The sequence below is a fragment of the Glycomyces mayteni genome (genome assembly GCF_042428885.1).
In the GTDB taxonomy this organism is placed as follows: domain Bacteria; phylum Actinomycetota; class Actinomycetes; order Mycobacteriales; family Micromonosporaceae; genus Glycomyces; species Glycomyces mayteni.
Genome location: NZ_JBHMBP010000002.1, coordinates 377,765 through 397,113, shown reverse-complemented (window position 1 = coordinate 397,113; position 19,349 = coordinate 377,765). Strand labels below are relative to the sequence as shown.

The window sequence follows — 19,349 nt, the reverse complement described above, 5'->3', positions numbered from 1 at the left end:
GATCTCGGAGGAAACATGAACCGAACACTGACGCGCTCCCGCGCGGTCATCGCAGCGGTGCTGGCGGCCGCCTTCAGCGCGATCATGCTGGCGACCGCCAGCCCGGCCCAGGCGGGCTGGTCCACTGTGGCGGGCTGCAACCCGGAGGAAGTCTGCGTCTACAAGGGGTCCTTCGCCGCCGGCAACATCGTCGCGCGCAGCAAGGGCACCCTTCCCGACATCACCTTGAGTGCCGACACCTGGTACTACGTGTTCAACAACGGGGTCGCCGACGCGGGCGCGGACCACTACTACTTCAAGTGGTCCGGAAGCGGCAACGAGTACTGCCTGCACTACAACACCGACAGCACCGCGAGCTCCGGCGAGTGGTACGGCTTCCGTTCCTACAAGTCCGAGAAGCTCTACGCGGACTACTGGGGCGGTGAGTGCTAGGACCGATGCCGTTCAGGGGTCGAGCGCGTCGCTCGGCCCCTGCGGTCATGTCTCGATGCGGGCATTGGTGAGAGTGGTGTACCAGGGGGATTCGGTGAAGTCGGGGCCGGTCTCCTCGCCCAGGTAGAGGTCGATGTGGCGGTCGCCGCCGAGGCCGGGGGTGAACTCGTCTTCGATGGTCCATTCGGCGTCCTGGATCGCCTCGCACACCGCCGCCTCGACGTCCTCGGCGTCGCCGCAGTCGGTGATGCGCAGGGTCGTCCCCTCGGGGAGCACCTCGGGGTCGGCAGCGGCGGAGACGAAGGGCCGCAGCGGATCCCCGTGGGAGTTGCGTGGCTCGGTGTCGAGCCAGTAGCCGGTGTCGTAGGACCAGTTCAGGTACTCCCCCGCACGGTCGCCGCTGGTGATGCGGCCGGTGCCCTCGTCCTCGACGGCCTGGACGAAGTCCTCCGGGTAAGCGCCCAGCAGGTCGTCGCCGTCCTCGCATTCGAGGACCGGGCAGCCGGTGACCTCGACCGGTGCGCCGTCGTGGAAGGACTCGACGGCCGTGTAGTAGACCGTCGCCTCCCAGCCCGCCTCGGGCTCCTCCGCGGTGCAGGCGGTGAGGGCCAGCGCGGGAAGCAGGAGCGGCAGCCAGCGCGCCGCGGTGCGGCCGCTAGGTCCGGGTGAAGTAGTCGTCATCGTCTCGTCCCTCGCCGGGGGTGTAGAAGTGCAGGCGCACTTCAGTATCGAGGACGACGACAAGGTAGCCCTGCCAGGCGTCGGGCGCGTTCATGCTGAGCCAGTTGCCGGTCGAGTTGATCGTGCACTCGCCGGGGCCGGTCGGGTCGCCGGTCTCCTTGGCCTCCAGCTCTTCGAGGTCGTAGCAGAGCTCCCACTCGCCGTCGGCCTCGCTGCCGGGGATCGCCTGGCCCCCACCGGGGCCGAAGGCGTCGCCGGTGATGGTGAATTCGAGGGCGTCGGTGAACTCGACGGTCTGGCCCGCGGCGTTCTCCCAGGTGCCGGTGAGGTCGTCGCGGTCCTTGCGGCCGCCGGGGTAGGCGTTGAACTCCGTGACGGCGGTGCAGGCGGACAGCGCGAGGAGTCCGGCCGCGACGGCGGCCGGTGCTCGCAGGGCCCGCGGCCCAGGGTGGTGTCGCATGGGCCGATCATATCCGAGAACTGAACGCGTTCAGTTTTAGGTGGGGCGGGTCAGGAGCGGCCCCGGGTCCAGAGGCTCCAGGCGCGGGCGTACGGGCCGTCGGCGGCGGCGAGGGCGTCGTGGGTGCCCTCCTCGACGATGCGGCCGTGCTCCATGACGACGATCCGGTCGGCGCGCGAGGCCTGGTCGAGGCGGTGGGCAACGAGGAGCCCGGCGCGGCCGTCGAGGGCCGCCGACGAGGCGTGGTCGAGCGCGGCCGAGTCGGCGCTCCCGGCCTCGGAGGTCGCCTCGTCCAGGACCGCGAGCGGCGGGTCCAGGAGCACGATGCGCGCCAAGGCGAGCGACTGCGCCTGCGCCGGGGTGAGCTCCGTGCCGCGGTCGCCGACGCCGGTGTCGAGGCCCTCGGGCAGGCCCAGCAGCGAGTCGGCGCCGACGCGCTCCAGGACGGCGATCAGCTCCTCGTCGCTCGCGCCCGGGCGGACCAGGTCCAGGTTCTCGCGCAAGGTGCCGTCGAAGACGTGGACCTCCTGGGTGACCAGGGCGGCCGTGCCCTTGACGGTCCCCGCGCCGGGGTCGAGGACGCCCGCGACGATCGCCGCGAGCGTCGACTTGCCCGCGCCCGAAGAGCCGACGAGCGCGACGGTCTCGGTGGCGCCGATGCGCAGCGAGACGCCGTCGAGGACCGGGTGGCCCGGGAGGTACTCGAAGCGGATGTCGGCGGCGTCGGCCGCGGCGTCGCCCGGTTCGGCGCGCTCGGCGGCGGTGAACTCGTCGGCGTGGATGACGCCGACGATGCGGCGCATCGAGGCGAGCGCGGACTGGAGTTCGTCCACCACGAACATGAGTTCGTTGATAGGCCCGAAGAGGCGCAGGAAGAACAGCATCGCGGTCGTCGCGGCGCCCACGGTCCCGTGGCCCTCGCGCACCAGCAGGAAGCCGACGACGAGGATCGAGCTCATGCCGAGGAACTCGGCGAGGTTGATGCGCGCGAAGAACCCGTTGATGACGGTGCGGGCGCGCACCGCCCAGATGCTCACCGCCCAGGAGGCGAGGAGGATCCGCTTGCCGTGCGTCCCCGACAGGTTGAACGCGTGGACGGTCTCGATGCCGCGCAGCGAGGCGAGGAGGTGCTGCGCGCGGGTCGCCATCGCGGCGCGCTCGGCCTCGTAGATCTTCGGCGCGTTGCGGCGGTGCCAGCGCAGCGTGACCACGTAGACGGGGATGACGAGGACGAGGGCCGCGGCGGCGAAGCGCCAGTCGAGGACGGCGATGCCGACGACGGTGGTGGCGATGGTGAACGCCGAGCCGGTGACGGCCGGGACGACCATCGGCGCGGCCTCGGCGATGACGGCGACGTCGTCTCCGGCGCGGGAGACGAGGTCGCCCGCGCCCGCGCGTTCGAGGGCGGCACGCGGGAGGGCGAGGCCGCGGGCGACCATGCGCTCGCGGGTGGAGGCGAGGACGCGCTCCACGAGGCGGGTGGCGCCGACCTGGCCGAGGCCGTCGAAGAGCGCGGCGAAGAGGGCGCCGGCGGCGATGGCCCCGGCGAGGAGCCAGATGGCTTGGGCGCCTTGGTCCTCGGCGACGGCGTCGACGAGCGCGCCGAGGGCCCAGGGGGTGGCGAGTCCGGCGGCGGCGCCCAGCGTGAGGAGGGTGACGACGCCGACGACTTTCCACGCGCCGCCCTTGAGGGCGAGGCGGACTTCGGAGCGGACCTGCGCGGCAGAGGCGAGCGGCAGGGTCTCGCGGGTGTCGTCGCTCATGCGGCGGCCTTCCCGTTCAGGTCGACCACGCGGTCGCATACGGCGAGGAGCGCGGGCGCGTCGGTGACCAGGAGCGTGGAGCGGGTCCCGCGGGCGGCGCGGAGGCGCTCGGCGATGCGCGACTCGGTGACCGAGTCGACGGCGGTGGTCGGGTCGTGGAGGACCAGGAGCGGCGGGCGCTGCGCGAGCGCGCGGGCGAGGGCGATGCGCTGGCGCTGGCCGCCGGAGAGGCGCAGGCCCTCCTCGCCGACCTCGGTGTCGAGTCCGGCGGGGGCGGCGTCGATGATCTCGGCGCAGTCGGCGGCGTCGAGGGCGGCGTCCACGGTCTCGCGGTCGGCGGTGAGCAGGCTGACGTTCTCCAGGATGGTGCCGTCGAAGAGGGCGGCGTGGTGCGGGACGACGAGGACGGCGGCGCGGAGCGCTTCGAGGTCGTACTCGGCGAAGGGGCGGCCCTGCCAGGCGACGGTCCCGGCTTCGGGCCGGGTGCCGCCGGAGAGGAGCGCGGCGAGGTCGGCGGCGGCAGCGGGGGTCGCGCGCAGGCCGACGCATTCGCCGGGGGCGATGTCGAGGTCGACGCCGTCGAGGTGCTCGGTGCGCACGCCGGTGAGGCTGAGCTTGCCGTCGCCCTGGTCGGGGCGGGCGTCGCCGTGGGTCGCGTCGTGGTGGGGCAGTTGGAGGATGGAGAGCACGCGCTCGGCGGAGGCGAGGGCGGCGGCCCAGATCGCCCCGGCGTTCGTGGCGAGGCCCGAGAGGGGGCCGATGATGAACTGGGTGAGGCCGACGACGGTGATGAGCTGGCCGACGGTGAGGTCGCCGTTGAGGGCGCGGAGCCCGGCGACGAGCGCAAGCCCGGCGACGAACAGGCCGGAGGCGAGGTTCATCGAGCCGGTGTAGACGCCTTGCGCGCCAGCGGCGTGGAGGCTCCCGTCGAGGGCGTCGCGGCTGGCCTTGCGGTACCGGTCGGCGGCGGCGCCCTGGGCGCCGAGGCCGGAGAGGACGCGGTACCCGGCGAGGAGGTCGGCGGCCTTCCCGGAGGCTTCGGCGGCGAGCGCGGACTGGTCGTGGCTGCGGCGGCGCAGGGGGCCGCCCGCGCGGTCCATGATGAGGAGCAGCAGGGGGACGCCGATGAGGACGATGAGCCCGAGCTCCCAGGACAGGACCATGAGCACGGTGCCGGTGAGCAGGACGGCGGCGAGCTCCCCGACGGGCCAGGCGGCGATCGAGACGGCGCGTGCGAGGTTGTTGACGTCGGAGGCTGCGATGGACAGCGAGACGCCGGGCAGCCCGGCGCGGCCCTTGACGCCCTTGGGGTCCAGGAGCCGGTCGGCGACGAGGGTCCGCAGCCGGTGCTGCACGGCCTCGATGCCGAGGAGGCCGAAGCGGGACCCGAACCGGTAGCTGTAGCTCAGGAGCGCGAAGTCGGCGCCGAGGAGGAGCACGCACAGCGCGAGCCTGACGTAGTCGCCGGTGGCCACGGCCTGGTCGATCGCGAAGCCCATGATGACCGGGACGAGCGACTCGCCGACCTGGTGCATGACGAGCAGCATCGCGGCGGGCACCATCTGCCGCGGCGCGGCCGCGATGGCCCGCAGCGTCAACTGCCTGGGCGTGGTCTTGGCGTCGATGCGGATGGGCCGCACCGGGATCGGCTCGGGAGGGGCCTGGAGCAGCACGGGGAGCGGCATGGGTTCCTGTCTGGGTGTCGGGCTTCACCGGAATATTAGGCAAACCTAACTCAGGACACAAGGTGTCCCCGCCCACGTTCCCCGGCCGGGGTCAATCCCGCTTGAGGCCGTCGAGGACGGCGGTGGCGGTGCGGAGGAAGGAGGCGGCCACGGCTTCGGGGGCGTCGAGGTAGCCGGCGACCATGGCGCCGTCGCGCAGGAGCATGAGGTCGTCGGCCGCGGCGGCGGGGTCGGGGGTGAGGGGGGCGACGAGGTCGGCGAAGGCGTCCTTGCACCAGCGGCGGTGCTCGGCGACGGCCTTGCGGACGCTGCTGTCGGGGTCGGGGTACTCGGCGGCGGCGTTGATGAAGGGGCAGCCGCGGAAGCCGGGCTCGCAGGTGATGACGGCGAGGGCCTCGGAGATGAGGCGCATGACGGCCTGGGGGTCGCCGCCGCCGTGGGCGACGGCCGCGCCGATGCCCTCGCGCTCGATGGCGGCGCGGCGCTCCAGGTAGGCGACGACGAGGTCGTCCTTGCCCTTGAAGTGGCGGTAGAACGTGACCTTGGTGGTCGATGCGGCCTCGATGACCTTGTCGACACTCACCGCGCGCAGGCCGGAGGCGTAGAACAGCTGCATGGCGGCCTCAATGAGGCGCTCGCGCATCGAGGTCTTCACGGTCGCGATCATACGTGTCCTTCCCCTCTTGCACGCCCGGCTGCGCCGTGCGTATGATCCTTCTAGTAGAGTGACTAGTCATTCTACTTCAACTCACCAGGAGGACGCCATGACCGCCGATCTCGATTCCCGACCGCAGCACGCCGCGTCGCTGCGCAACCTGTACTACGTCCGCTTCGCCTTCGCCGCCGTCTGGGCCGGGCTCCTCGTCGCCAGCGGGGCCGAGATCGGGGCGCTGGGCGCCGCGCTGCTGGTCCTCTACCCGCTGTTCGACGTGGCCGCGGCCGTCGTCGACTTCCGGTCCTCGATCGAGAACCGCGTCCTGCTGTACTTCAACATGGGCCTGAGCCTCCTCGCCGCGATCGGCCTCGGCTTCGCCGCCGCCTCCGGCCTCCCGGCCGTGCTCCGCGTGTGGGGCGTCTGGGCGATCACCGCCGGAGTCGTGCAGCTCGTCGTCGCGATCCGCCGCCGCGGACTCGGCGGCCAGTGGCCCCAGATCCTCAGCGGCGCCATCTCCACGGTCGCCGGCACCGGCTTCATCCTCATGTCCGGCGGCGACGCCGCGGCCCTGACCGGCGTCGCCGGGTACGCCACGGTCGGCGGCCTGTTCTTCCTCGCCTCGGCGATCCGCCTGCACCGCAAGGCGAAGGCCGTCACCGGTTGAGCAGCTGCTCCAGGAGGCCGAGGCGCCAGGCGGCGTCTCGGGCCGGCTCCCCTCCGGCAGCAGCTCCGCTTCAGGCCTCGAGCCTGCTGTCAATATCCAGCACCCATTCCAAGGCCGTCCGGGTCCAGCTCAGGCGGCACCGATGAGCCGAAGTCCGCAGCATCTACTCCGTAGATCACGGGAATGTGCCCGCCCTTGAATTTAGAAGCCCGCGGATGAACCGTAGGGGTACCCGGGATCAGCACAGGGGCCAGCACTGGATAAATACGGCGCAGCGTCGGCTCATCGAGATCCTCGATCGTCGGAGTGGCCCTGAAAAGAAGTCCACCATGGCCGAGAGGTTGCACTCGTTCGAACGCCCCCGACTCGCGAAGGGCTTTTTCTCCACCGAGCCGCTGAGCAACAGCGGGCCCGCAAGCGGTCACCCATTCGTATCCGCGAAGACAGTATCCTCCAAGCACTCTGGTGCGTTTAGAGGTACTCGGCATACGGATTTCGGTCTCAAGGGCCGAGTATTGATGAGATTTTCGATGTCGAGCAATCTGGCCGTAATCACCCCCTAGCCGAGGCATGGATACCGCAAGGAAATCGGTCCAATGTTCGTATATCTCGATCCGCCTAGCTGGATCAGAAACTTCAGAGATGATCACCGCACTGAAACTGACCCAACCGGAATCTCGCGCAAATTCACCATGCCCGACTGAAAGCGTCGTCATTTCCGCATCGCATGCATATATCCGATCATTGCCCGCGAATTGGCCTGTCATGAGCGATACTGCTCCAGCCCGGCGCGTGAGCACTTGCGCCAGGTCGGAGATCCAGCCTTCCGAGTATGGAATCTCCAAGGCATCGAGGATTCCATCATCAAACTGGTAGGAACCGATCCTCAGCTTTGTGCCCGCAACATACCCTCCCGCAATTCCAGTCTGCGCCGCAACACGGAAGGTTCCGAAATCGTCACCGAAGAGTTTGTCGGCAACGGCCGAGAACCACCATTGCCCCTGCTCCCGATATTCGTCGGGATCCGGAAGGTACGCAGCGATCATCATTTTGAGCACGAAACTCATCAGCGGATCATCCCCTTCTCATCGACCTATCACCAGCATTTTCATCAGTACATCATGTAGATCTCACTCCCAGCACCACCGCGTCCACGGCCGCCCCCGATACCGCCCCCACTGATTCCGCTGACCCTACCTGGACTACTTCCGCGTCCGCCCCCACGCCCGCCACCGGGCCTCACCGCTCCAGTGCTCCTGCCCGGCCCAGTACTGCGAGCGCCCCCGCTGAGTCTCGGACTCGACGACCGCTGCCCCTTGCCGCCCCCACGAGACGAGCTCTTCCCAGAAACACTGTTTGAACCCTTCCCACTTGAGCCCTCTCGGACGATGTTCTGACCAGTCCGGAAGACATCATTAACGGTCACGTTCTTCAAACCGCCACGCGCCGCACGAAGATCCCTCATTCCAGCTCGCGGAGTGATCTTATAAGGACGCGTAGTGTGGAATGCTCCGTCACCGCGATCCTTTTCATATTGAACGACGCCCGTCTCAGCACCGGATCCGTCTTGATAATCCTCAATAACGAGAGAGCCCTCACCGTTGCCGACATCCGGAATGACAACAGACGAGCCATTGTAAATCTCAAACCCGAGTTCGAAGTCATATCCTTCGAATTCATCGAGATTTTCCAAGTAACGGATATATTCTTCCACCTCGGCCGTTCCGTCACTTGCCTCACCTTCACTCTTGATTTCCCAGACAAATACAGTATTGGTTGTCTCATCAATCCAAAGCAGATCGATAAATCCTTTTCCACCGGGAGTCTTCTTGGAAGCGCCGGGGACCTCGTACTCTGTGTGAATGTTTTCAAGATCGCCTCCGCTCTCCAGAACATGCGGCATAAGGAACCAGGCCGAGACAAGGGTAGTCGCATGATGATCCCACGTGTAATTGACCAGACCAGACGGGTCAGTCCAAGTCACGGGATTGTTGCGACTGTATGCATATCCGTTGAGTTGTTGGTTGTCCGCGAAGTTAAGGACCGGGTCACGGGAGATGAAACGCCCAGTAGAAGGATCGTATTCTCGAGCACCGAGATGCGTGAGTCCCGTAGGGTCGATCGTTCCGTTGACGAATCCACGGCTGCCGAGCCAGGACTGATCGGTCGTGGACCGCTCGCTCAGTTTCACACCGAAGGGATCGAGGTACCTGCGGGTGATTTCGCCTGTGTCACGATCGATCGCGACAGAGCCGGTTCCGTGGTGGTCGGGGAGCTGGAGTTGACCACTGGTGTTGCTCGTCTTAGTGATCGTCGCGCCGCCGGGAAGAGCGAGGTACCTGGTAGCGAGAAGCGTGCCGCCACTAGCGTTGTACCGAACCTCGGTGGAAGGCAGGTAAAGCGTCGCCCCGGCAGAGTCTCTGGCCAGGATCCGCTGGCCGTTTGCATCATAGACATAGTCGGTCTGCCCTTCGGTTCCTCCGGTCCCGGCAGCACTGCCCGGAGCGGTGCTGGAGGCGGCGCCAAGGATGGCGAGCGAAGTGAGTGATCCGGTCGGATCCCATGTAAGGGTCTGCTGCTGCCCGTTCCGCTCGATCGAGGTGGTGTTGCCATTGGCGTCATAGGCGAATGCGGCGGTCTCGGAATTGTCGGTCGCGTCGGTGACGGTGCCGAGCGAGTGCGGTCCCGCGCCGTCGAGTCCGTATGCGTAGACCTCGTCGCTGTAGATCGAACCGTCGACCGTCCGATGGGTAGCTCGTTCTCGGTTGCCTGAGTCGTCGAATTCCCATGCTTCCCAATACGGCACCGCACCATCGACGCCGGTGGCCTCCGGTCCACCTGCGCACGCGCTTGCATCGCTGCCCGCCGCCGCGGTCGTCCATGCTTCCGAAAGACGACGCTGCCAGTCATAGGTGAAGCACTGGGCCTGGCGCTCAGCGCCTTCCGAATTCGGGGAGTCGATGATCGACCGGATGTTCCCTACTTCGTCGAAGTCGTATCTGACATCTGAGACGGTGCCCGCGATATCGTCGATTTCCAGGATGTTGCGTGAGAGCCGATTGGCATCATCATAAGAGAACGTCTGCTCAGCGGTGCTGCCCGCGACAGGATAGCGGGCGCTGGACATCTGTCCGTTAGGGAAGTAATCCACGTTGGAGGCATAGGTCGTTGCCGCGTCGAATGCCTTGGTGACACGCCCGAGGTCGTCGCGGGCGTAGGTGATGCCGTCGGCGGCGAGGCCCGCGATCGCCGGGAAACCCTCCTTGAGTACCGATCCGTCGAGGTTGTAGGTGGTCGTGAAGGTGTAGTTGCCGGCAAGGGACCCTGCGTTCACGCCGCTGATTGTGTACTTGGTGCTCTGGACCTGGTAGTCCCAGTTGCGCATGCCATACAGGATGGTAGTGGTGACGCCGTTGCCGTAGGAGACCGATCCAGTCTCCTGGCCCTTGTAGTAGGTGTCCCACACGCGCCTGGTGAGCTGAATCCCGGTGTTGACTGCGCCTTCCCAGGTGGAGACGACCCGGTTGAGATCGTCGTAGACAGTGCTCACCGTGCGTCCAGCCTGGTTCGTTGTGGAGATAAGGTTGCCTACGGTGTCGTACGTGAGCGTAGTGGTTCCAGTATCAGGATCGTCCGAGGAAATGAGCTGCCCGCGCTGGTTGTATCCGAAGCTCCAGATGTTTCCCGCGGGATCGGTCACCTTCTCCACTTGATCTGACGGGGAGTACTCGAATTTGGTCGACTCATACGCCCCTGTCGTCTCGCCGCCGACATACTGACGCTGCTCGACCAGTCGGCCTCGCGCGTCCGAGATCGCCGTAGTGGCGATGCCACCGTCCGCCGGGGTGAAGTGAGTGCGGTCCCCTCCGTAGTCGAACGTCTCCCTCCAGAGTTCGGTTCCCGCGTCGGCGGTGATCGACGTGACGACCCGCCCGGCGCGGTCATATTCCGTAAGGCGCTGGATGTCGACCTCGCCATCGTCGGCGACAAGCAGTGTGGTCGAAGGCGCCTCTGCGGCGAAGTAGCTCTGATTGACCTGGGTCGTACGTCCGAGTTCGTCGTAGACCGTGTCCTCGACCAGACGCCCTCCGTCCGGGCCTTCGGCCTGGATCTGACGCGTACGCGACCAGCCGTCGAGGATGGTAACCGTGGTCAGTTGAGTCGTCCAGTCGTTGGTCAGAGTCTTGGTGACCACCGAAGGCGGCGCGTCTTCCCCTACGTTGTAGGTGAAACTCTGGTACGGCAGCGCTCCTGCGATGTCCGGATCCTGCGGGTCAAGCCAGATCGCCGTGAGCCGACCCAGTGCGTCGTGGGTCATCTCGGTGACCTTGCCATTGGCGTCCGTTGCGGTCAGTGCGAGACTCCGGTCGATTGAGAACGTGTTCGACTCCGTATGCCCGAGATCGTTGGTGGTCGTCTGCCCTGTGTTGCGGCCGTTTACATCGGTATAGACCAGAGACGTCGAGTTCTGGCGTGAGTCCGTCAACTTGGTGATGCGTCCGAAGTCGTCGTAGGCGGTGGTCACGGTGGTGAGATAGGGATCGGCCGCACCAGGCGACTGGAGCTCGCGGATCGCTGTGCCCAACCCCTCGGTCGGGGCGCTGCCGTAGCTGAGTCCGTCGTACAAGGTCAGGTCGTCCGCAATGACATCGACCATGCGGTCGGGTACGGTCGCGCAGTTCACGGCGACCGTTTCGACGCGCTTCGGATACTCGACCATATGAGCGCTGATGTTGTCGGCGTACTCATAGCGGGTGCAGCGGTCATCGTCTGGTCCCGGACCGCCAAAATCGTCGACAGTGGTCGTTCGCCCATACGCGGCGTCGTAATCTGTGTCAGCTGTCTGCCGCAGCCAGGTTCCGTCCTCCAGAACGGTCTCGACACGGACTGTGTTCTCACGGATGAAGGCCGCGGTGAGCGTTCCCCAAGAATGTGCGTCCTCGGCGGTCACGTGCCGCCAGTAATCGGTCGCCGATCTTCTGATGACTTGAGCACCGTTATAGACGACCGTGTTCAGAGGTGCACCGGAGAGCTCGTCGTAATCCGTATGGGTGTAACCGAGGACATCAGTGAGCGTGACGGTCCTGGGGTTCCCGTCCGCATCCAAGTTCCCATGCATTCCGCGGTAGTAGGTCTGGTCAGTTCGAGTCTCCAGGGTGGTGTTCGGGGCGCCGACCACGGAGACGGTTCCGAACCCGCGCCAGTCGTTCCAGGTCCGCTCGTCAGTCGGAGTGACGCCGTCGGCCTTGGCCTTTCTCCACGCTGCGCCACCCAGATAGTTGTAGTCCGTGACCTGGTTCGGTGATTCGCCGACACGGTCCCCGACTGTCACTACATCGACGAGGTACTTGTGGAACCAATCGGTGATATTGCCGTCGGAGGTTCCGGGTTCCCAAATCACCGGGAAGCATCGTCGCGTGTTCGTGGAAGGCGAGGGCGTGTCATCCACACTGCAATCAGTAGGCGTGTAAGCGACATCGACACGACCGCCCAGGTCGGTGTAGACGGTGGCGAGACGAGGTCGAATCAGCGCCGAGACTCCATCGCCGACCGCATCCACACGGTTCTCCAACTGCACCGGCAGGAGCTCGGTCGAGGGTAGCGAAATCGAAGGAGACGCAGTGTGGCCGCTCCGGGTGATCGCAGCCAACCAAAGGGACCTCGTAGTGTCACCGTTAGAGACGAACGAGTGGTCGAGTTTCCAGGAGTCGACATCGAGGTAGCCTGTGGTGCTGTTGACCTGGGTCGTGATCTTGGTCAGGAACTTGCGCGTCCAGAAGGTCGGCGCGATCTGATTAGCCTCGCACGCCTGACTCGCCGGACAGTTTCGGTCCCAGGGGACGTCCGGCCAGTTCACTGCGGTTCCGTCGTTGATGGCGGAGGGAGAGCAGTCGATGTCTGTCGTGTACTCGATACAGCGCTCGGCTACAGTGAAGTTCACTTTCGCAGGAGCAGCGGAATATGCGTCGGTCGACCGCAATCCGTACTGGATCGATTTGAGGTAGCCGCCGCGGGTATAGGCGTCGCCGTCTGACGAGGTGTCGGCGTAACGAGCGTAGTAATTGGTCTCCTTCGCGTAGTAGTACGACATCGCGTTGCCGGTCGGGTCAACCACCCAGTCGAGATTCCACCTCCACGCTTGGTCGCAGTGAGCGTCCTTGAAGGTGGAGTCGTAGCATTCGTCGCCAGAATCATCACCAAAGACCGGGACCGTCCAAGTCGAGTCGGAGACGGTGTCGCCCGATTCGTATCCGGGGAGCCGGTGGCGGCCGAAGAAATACTGAGTGCCGTCGGTGGTAGTGACCTTCCAGTACTCCCCGTCATTGTCACCGTTGATGGCACCGGTCAGGCGTTCGACCTTCGAGCCGGTATCGCTGGACAGTCGCCAGGTCGCTCCGTCTTGGATCAGATCAGCGGCGACCCCGTTCAAAACGATCGTGGCGTTGTCCCACGCCCAGCACAGGTCTGCGGATCCGGGGGTGTCCTTGGCTCGACCGTCGTCTTCACAGGGCCTGTATCGGCGTTCAATGTATCCAGGCTCATATGAGAACCCCTCACCGATCCAGGACCCCTGGTTGTTCGTCGTAGCCGTCCGACCGTCGACGTCTTGGGATGAGTAGGAGATGTCGACGGTCGGGACCAGATCACCGATGGCCGGGGGGATCTCGATCGGGTAGGACCAGTTGAACGCCCCTGAAGCTCCGGACTGCGTCCAGGAGGACGACGGTGCCAACGGCGTCGCGCCGAATGCACCACCGGCGGAAGCGTCCGCAGCAGCAAGGGCGACGATCTGGGTTGTGGTGTAACTCGGGTCCACAACAAATGAGACCGTGGAAGTCTCACTGTCGTTGGACGACGTCATCGCACCGGCAGATACCGTGCAATCTTCCTCCGAGCCGGCGGCGCAGTCGGAAAGCTCCCAGGCTCGAAGACGCGCCCCGAAATTGCCGCCGTATAGTCCCGCGAACGATGAGTAGTCGATCTCGACCGAGACCGGGCCCTTCGCGCCGGCGACGGCCAGTATCACACCGTCGACCCCTGCGGCGACCGCGACGTCTGCGGGGAGCAAAGACAGCGTGATGGCATCGGATTCGCTTGCTTCCATGGTCTCGATCCGGACTGGAAGGCCGCCTACTTCGGACTCGACGGCCCCTTGCGAGAGATCGAACTCGACGGAGTCGGCCTCCGGCCAGGCCGCATCCACTGGCGAATCTGCAGCCAGTGAATCCTCAGTACGCGCTTCAACTTCACCATCCCGCCCTTCAGCTGGGCCGTCGACCCCCGGTAGGTCGGGATCCGCTGCTCCAAACGGCAATGGTGCGACAGAAGTGGCCATCGCGATGATGAGCATCAGACAGCAAAGGGTTCCGACCAGCGATTGTCGATAGGCATGATTTCGCTGCTGGATCCAAAGCGGCGTGCCGCCGGTTCCGCGGCCGAGTGCTCCGATCCCGTTGAATGCGTTCGCCATCGATTCAGTACCTCGAGTCTTCCATGAGGCTGCCCGCAAGCGTCTGCACCTCGTCGTTGTTCAAGGCGCCCTGATAGACGCGGACATCATCGATCGAACCATCGAAATAGTTGCCGTATACGCCGCCGGATAGACTCCGGCCGATCTGCAGACCGCTCGTACCGGCCCAAGCGCTGAGGAACGGCTCTGCAAGAGGCGCCGAGACCGTGCCATCCACGAACAGCCGGACATCACCGGTAATCCCGTTGTAAACGACGGTGATGGCCTGACCAGCGCTTTCGGACGTAGGTGGAACAGGGCTGAGCACTGATGCGATCACAGTCGGCGACGCCGAGTCACTTCCTGTGAGTGTGACCTTCCATTGAGAGGTGGTTGCGTCATATCCGACGGAGACCGATGCCCCGTTGACACCGGACATGGACATGACGGTCATAGAACTGGAGGGGTTCGCGGAGTCGAGGCGCACCCTCGCATGCATGCTGAACGATCGAGAGGTGTCGACCACTGCGCCCGCAATCGACGCCGCGCTGTTGGCGCCGTCAAGCACCAGGTGGCCAGCACTGTTCATGAGCGCGGGCGGGTCGAGGAGCTCGTCTGCTTGGTGGTACAGCGTGGCACCCCCCGAGAGGACGGCAGCCGATCCATCGTCGAACTCTGCGCAGTACACCTTTCCGGTCTCCTCGTCGACAGTGGTGGAGTTGAAGAACCAGAGGCCGAGTCGCGGTGGGATCGTGTAGCCGAGGTTCGCAGCCTCACCTTCAGGAACAACACGGTCGAAGACGCGCACGTCCGCAATTGCCCCGGTGAAGTTCCCTTGCCAGGTGCCGCTGGCCATCGCCCGTCCGATCTGAACCGTTCCGTCACCCCACCAGGCCGATTCACGGACGCCGGAGGCGACCCGCACTCCCTGGGCGTAGAGACTCATCTCGCCGGTGTAGTCGTTCCAGGTGGCCACGAGGTGGACCCATTCGCTCTTGTTGTTCAGGGTCACCTGCCCCCCGAGTACCTCCCACGAGCTGAACGCGTTCATTGCCATATCGGGCATTGACAGGACCCACTGCCCGGTAGTCGACGAGGTCGACCGGTAGCCGAGAGTCATCCCCGACTCGCCCAGTCCTCCGTCGATGGATGCGATCACTCCGTCTTTCGCCAGATTGTCGATTCTGGCCCATGCGGCGATCGAGACGCCCTCTCCAGTGGAGGCGACGTTGTACTCGTCAGTTGAGATGTACGCGTCAGCGCTGCCGTCGAAGGTCGCTGCGGTGCGGCCCACCGGGCCGGGCGCTCCGAACGACACCCCCGATCCAAGCGCTCCGGGGTTCTCGGCAGCCGTGTCATCGGCGGTGACGCCTTCCGTCTCGTCAAGGAGCCATACTCCTGCGGCGTCCGCGACCGATACACGGAAGGAGTAAGTATTCGCCGCGGAGTTCCCGGCGCGGTCGAAGGCGGTGACGGTCAACTGGTACCGCCCTGGCAGCAACGGCAAGAAGTTGACTGTCGCGTTGTCGCCAAGGCTCGCAAGGGTGATAGTGCGAGCCGCTTCATTGTCCTTCGTGAAATCCGTCCGGTAGCTCACTACATCGGCAGCCGTTGTCGAAAGCGTGAAAGAGCCCTTCTCACCTACCATCGGCGCGATCGCCGGAGACTCCTCTGTCCCAGCCGGAAAATCGGTGCTGCTGATCGTCGGTGCCGCAGGCTTCGTCGGGTCGTAGACGAACCTGCACCGGCTGGGGGCAGCACCTGCCGAGGACCAAGCGGAAGTCGCCATGCCATCGGACACCCTGGCTTCCCATCTGATCTCGGTCTGGGCAGTGATCGTCGGCATTCCGGAAGCGGTGTTGAGATCGATCATGTGCTCGGCACCGGAATCCAAAGGACTGGACCAGGCCGAAGTGAAGATGACTGCGTCACTGGTGTTGGTGAGCTGCCATTGCACTCGGAGCTTCTCTGAAACCGTTTGGCCGGATCCGGATCCCCATTCATTCCTGTCGCCGAAGTCGTCATCCGTTGCGACGGTATACAGCCTGGGAAGCCTTCCGACGTACGAGTCCGTAGTAACGGCCCATTGGCACATAGGACCCGGGCTCGTCCACATGTCGGACATCAACGGCTGATTGGGAGGCGTGTTGTAGGTGACTCTGAGCTGCCCGTTGTTACAAATCCGTATCCAGCGCTCCTCAGCAGTCTCATCGTAGTTTCGTACCTGCAATGAGAGAGTCGAAGTCCCTGCATTTGCCACCGACTGAAGCGTCGAGGTGATCTCCCACTCCATTGCGAACGCCGCACCATCCTGTGGGCTCTTGCAGATTCCGTTGATCGGCTTGGGAGCGTCGGTGCTGGCGATGTTGTTGTAGGAGGGTCGGTTGTTCCAGTTGGTCCCTGAGGTGAACTCGCCTACCTTGTCGAGATAAATGTCGTAACCGGTCTCATGCTGGTCGTCGTACCAGTTATAGGTGAGTGCGACCGCGAACTCAGCCGATCTAATGGTCTTGCCCGAATAGAATGACGTGGGGAGCCGAAACAATTGCCGCTTCTTCGGCCCTCCGTCATACCAGGTGCCAACACCTTCACCGCCGTCGTTCGACCACTTCCAGTACTCCTGCTCCGGGTAGTTGGTGGCGATCATCGCCCAAGCAGTTCGCGTCTCGTCCCGGTAGATCGGATCAATGTAGACCGGATATACCGTTTCGCTTCCAGTGAGAAAGTCAGCGTCGGGCTTCAGCACGATCGACGAAGCGGATCCTGCGATCCCAACGAGGCTCTTCACCCCGAACTCGGCCGCAAGTTGCTGCGCAACTGCGGCATCGTCCGGGTTCATTGCGGAAAGACCAGGAATCGCCGCGATGGCTTCGGCGACGCCCGAGGAGTCCCACATCGTCGGAGTATCGGTCGAGAGCCAGGCATCGAGCGTTTCCGAGTCGACCACGGACAGGCCGCCTGCCGGAGTCGTTTCCACCTCGGCACCGTCGAAGGCCACCGGCCACTCGATGCGGGCGAGATTAGGATTGGCGGCCGCTTCAGCGTTCTTGACCACCAACGTATGTGTGAAACCGGTATCCAGCGCAGTGAGGCGAAGATCGACACCGGGAAGGACTTCCGAGTACACGGCGGTCGGCCCCTCAAGCGTTGGCTCAGGCAAGGGCCCGGGCCAGTCGAGGGTCATCGTGTGGTTGTTCTTCGAGATCGTGACAAGCGGTTGATCGTCGTCGGCGGCGAACCGCATCGCGACCGTCGTGGCAACGGGAACGACGACACCCGATTCCGAGAGGATCAAAGTGGGGTCGATATCCGCCCATTCTCCGTTGAGCAAGGTCCTGATCGGGACCGCATACTCAGTTGCGCTGAAGGTTCCATCAGGTTCAGCGAACACGTCGCGCTGCTCGGACCTCAGGTTCAGGACTTCGACTCGCTCTCCCGAAGTCAGCGCTTCGGCGGCTGCCTGGCCCTCCGTATCGGCCACGCCATCGGTCGCCGTGGTCTCCTCCTGAGCTCCAGCCGGAGGAATGTCGGTTTGGTTCCAGGGCCAGGTGGCGAGGCCGGTGGTGAGGGCGAGGGTGAGCAGGCCGGCGCCGGCGATCCGCCAGGCACGTGGGGATCGGGTCAGGTGCATGCGCGTGCTCGTCCTCTCAGGGGGCGTGGGAGTCGAGGTCTTCCGACGGTGTGTGCTCATGCGAGCGACGCTCCGAACGAGACGACGTCGGCATTCGTGAGGCCGAAGGTTGCCGGGGTGTACGAGGTCACGGCCGCGGCGGCTCCGGCGACGAGGTTGTCCCAGGGGATGCGGTACACGGCCGGACCCGTGGCACCGGTGGCCGAGACGAACAGGTATTGCTTGTTCGCGTATAGGACCTGGCCGATGCCGGCCCCGTCCGCAGGTGTGAACTTCTCGGCGGGGAGCCGGGGGCGGACCGGGTTGTTCTCCTGAGCCTGGTCCTCGGTCATCGAGAACAACTGGGCCTCACCGACATCGAAGAGCCCGGTCGCCTCATCGTCCTCGCCGGGCACACCGACGGTCATCAGCAGCGTGTTCACGCCGGTGTTCTGTCCAGGGGTCCGGTTGACCATCGCCACGGCGGCACCGAACATGTCCCCGGGCTCCGCCGCGTCGGCGGCGGCACCATCGCCGTCCTGGCTGATGGTCTTGTACTCGGTGAACCCTGATCCCGGCGACCAGACCACCGAGGACAACCCCGCGGAAGTGTCCTCACCGGACGCACCGATCGCGATCATCATCTTCGCGGCCCCGCCGCCGGTCGAGATGTAGTCGACCATGTCGAGCGAGTACCCGTACATGTCTCCGTCCTCGAACTCGCCGCTGATCGTGGTGTTCCCCTGGCCCCAGGCCGCGATCGGCGCGGGCACCGTCGAGGCATCGCTGTGGGCCATCAGGAACATCGTCCCCGCATCGTGGATGGTGTGGTCGCTGTAGTTGGCGTCCTCACCAGGGACACCGACCACGAACCCCGACTCCGAGGCCGCCACCGAGTACCCGAACATGTCGCCGTCCTCGAAGCTGTCGGCGAAGCCCGCCGAGTTCTGATTGAAGTCGATCGCATTCCCCGGACGGGCGTAGAACACGTTCCCGCCGTGGTTCAAGACGACGCCCTCGGTCGTGGTTGTGGACTCGCCCGGGACGCCGACGACGATGAACGGATCGCCGGCGGTGTCCAGACCCGCGGCGATGTCCCACCCGAACCGGTCGCCGGGATGGTTGGTGTCCACACCGGTGTCGCCGTCGAAGCTCGCTTGCGACCAGTTCTTCGCCAGCGCCGTGTCGAGCCCGGTGGGCGAGCCGGGGATGAACACCACGATGCCGGTCTCTGCCATACCCGATGCCCAGGCCTCGTATGGGGCGCCGATGAACAGGTCCGTGCAGCCGTCACCGTTCCAGTCGACGGTGTCCATGGAGAACCCGAACCGCTCCCCCGCACCGTTCTCGTTGTTGGGGATGTCATCGGCATCGATCGTCACCGCCGCGCCGCTGCCGTAGGCCACATGCACCCGCCCGGCACGCAACTTCCCCGCAACCGTCGCATCCGGGTCGCCGATTGCCAGGTCGAACTTGCCGTCGCCGTCGAAATCCGACTCGGTCCCGGCCGTACACGACTGCGCCACCGCCGGTGATGAGGCACCGACCAGGCCGATCGCCGCGAGCACTATGAGCACCGCCGACCGCGCCCACATCCGGGTCACTCGGCTAGATCGGCCCGAAGTCGAGGAGGCGTCGGATGAGGCGCTGGAATTGGCACCTGACGCAGCACGCGGATGGGGTCGCATGGGGGTCACTTTCAGTTGTGGTGGGGGCGGTTCGACGGTGTCGACCGGAACACCACGGAAAGTTATCTAACCCAGATTGACATTGTCAAGCACAGTCAGTCACGCATCTGAGCATCAGATAGGGCATCACGCCCAATTCGGCCGTGCGCTCAAGAGTGCGAGTTGATCGATTCCCACGGAGCCCGGCGTAGTGTCCCGAAGCGTTGCGGACTGTCTGGTCAGGAGGGACATCGTTGCGCACCTAATGTCGACAACCCAACA

Annotated in this window: 11 protein-coding genes; 2 read left to right on the top strand and 9 right to left on the bottom strand. The window is 65.2% G+C overall.

Features of this window, described 5'->3' with window-relative positions; all coding sequences use genetic code 11:
• Positions 1–15: 15 nt before the first annotated feature.
• The gene (locus ACFFXY_RS08485) at positions 16–432 is read left to right on the top strand and encodes a hypothetical protein (protein ID WP_382348347.1); all 417 of its coding nucleotides are present in this window, start codon (positions 16–18) and stop codon (positions 430–432) included.
• 45 nt (positions 433–477) lie between these two features.
• On the opposite strand, the gene ACFFXY_RS08480 is transcribed toward ACFFXY_RS08485, so the two are convergent.
• The 5 genes from ACFFXY_RS08480 to ACFFXY_RS08460 all read right to left on the bottom strand — a co-directional run bounded on the left by ACFFXY_RS08480 (position 478) and on the right by ACFFXY_RS08460 (position 5,688).
• The gene (locus tag ACFFXY_RS08480) at positions 478–1,113 is read right to left on the bottom strand and encodes an RlpA-like double-psi beta-barrel domain-containing protein (RefSeq protein ID WP_382348344.1); all 636 of its coding nucleotides are present in this window, start codon (positions 1,111–1,113) and stop codon (positions 478–480) included.
• A complete protein-coding gene (locus ACFFXY_RS08475) occupies positions 1,088–1,573 on the bottom strand; it encodes a hypothetical protein (RefSeq protein WP_382348341.1) in 486 nt (161 codons plus the stop codon). The genes ACFFXY_RS08480 and ACFFXY_RS08475 overlap by 26 nt, the downstream gene beginning before the upstream one ends.
• Before the next feature lie 50 nt (positions 1,574–1,623).
• Positions 1,624–3,336 carry an ABC transporter ATP-binding protein gene (locus ACFFXY_RS08470; protein WP_382348338.1) on the bottom strand — a complete coding sequence of 571 codons (1,713 nt, stop codon included), beginning with the start codon at positions 3,334–3,336 and terminating at the stop codon, positions 1,624–1,626.
• On the bottom strand, positions 3,333–5,021 hold the full coding sequence (locus ACFFXY_RS08465) for an ABC transporter ATP-binding protein (RefSeq protein WP_382348335.1): 1,689 nt from the start codon (positions 5,019–5,021) through the stop codon (positions 3,333–3,335). The genes ACFFXY_RS08470 and ACFFXY_RS08465 overlap by 4 nt, the downstream gene beginning before the upstream one ends.
• Before the next feature lie 91 nt (positions 5,022–5,112).
• Positions 5,113–5,688, bottom strand: coding sequence for a TetR/AcrR family transcriptional regulator (locus ACFFXY_RS08460; protein WP_382348332.1), 576 nt, complete (start codon positions 5,686–5,688; stop codon positions 5,113–5,115).
• A gap of 97 nt (positions 5,689–5,785) precedes the next feature.
• Here ACFFXY_RS08460 and ACFFXY_RS08455 point away from each other — a divergent pair, with 97 nt between their 5' ends.
• On the top strand, positions 5,786–6,340 hold the full coding sequence (locus ACFFXY_RS08455; RefSeq protein WP_382348329.1) for a hypothetical protein: 555 nt from the start codon (positions 5,786–5,788) through the stop codon (positions 6,338–6,340).
• A gap of 89 nt (positions 6,341–6,429) precedes the next feature.
• Here ACFFXY_RS08455 and ACFFXY_RS08450 read toward each other — a convergent pair whose 3' ends face one another.
• Genes ACFFXY_RS08450 through ACFFXY_RS08435 form a run of 4 tightly spaced genes read right to left on the bottom strand, consistent with a single transcriptional unit; the run spans position 6,430 to position 18,968 of the window.
• On the bottom strand, positions 6,430–7,407 hold the full coding sequence (locus ACFFXY_RS08450; RefSeq protein ID WP_382348326.1) for a hypothetical protein: 978 nt from the start codon (positions 7,405–7,407) through the stop codon (positions 6,430–6,432).
• Between the two features lie 44 nt (positions 7,408–7,451).
• Positions 7,452–13,811: an RHS repeat-associated core domain-containing protein gene (locus ACFFXY_RS08445; RefSeq protein ID WP_382348323.1), complete on the bottom strand. Its 6,360-nt coding sequence runs from the start codon at positions 13,809–13,811 to the stop codon at positions 7,452–7,454.
• A gap of 4 nt (positions 13,812–13,815) precedes the next feature.
• On the bottom strand, positions 13,816–17,421 hold the full coding sequence (locus tag ACFFXY_RS08440; protein WP_382348320.1) for a LamG domain-containing protein: 3,606 nt from the start codon (positions 17,419–17,421) through the stop codon (positions 13,816–13,818).
• A 56-nt stretch (positions 17,422–17,477) separates the two neighbouring features.
• A complete protein-coding gene (locus ACFFXY_RS08435) occupies positions 17,478–18,968 on the bottom strand; it encodes a VCBS repeat-containing protein (protein ID WP_382348317.1) in 1,491 nt (496 codons plus the stop codon).
• Positions 18,969–19,349: the final 381 nt, after the last annotated feature.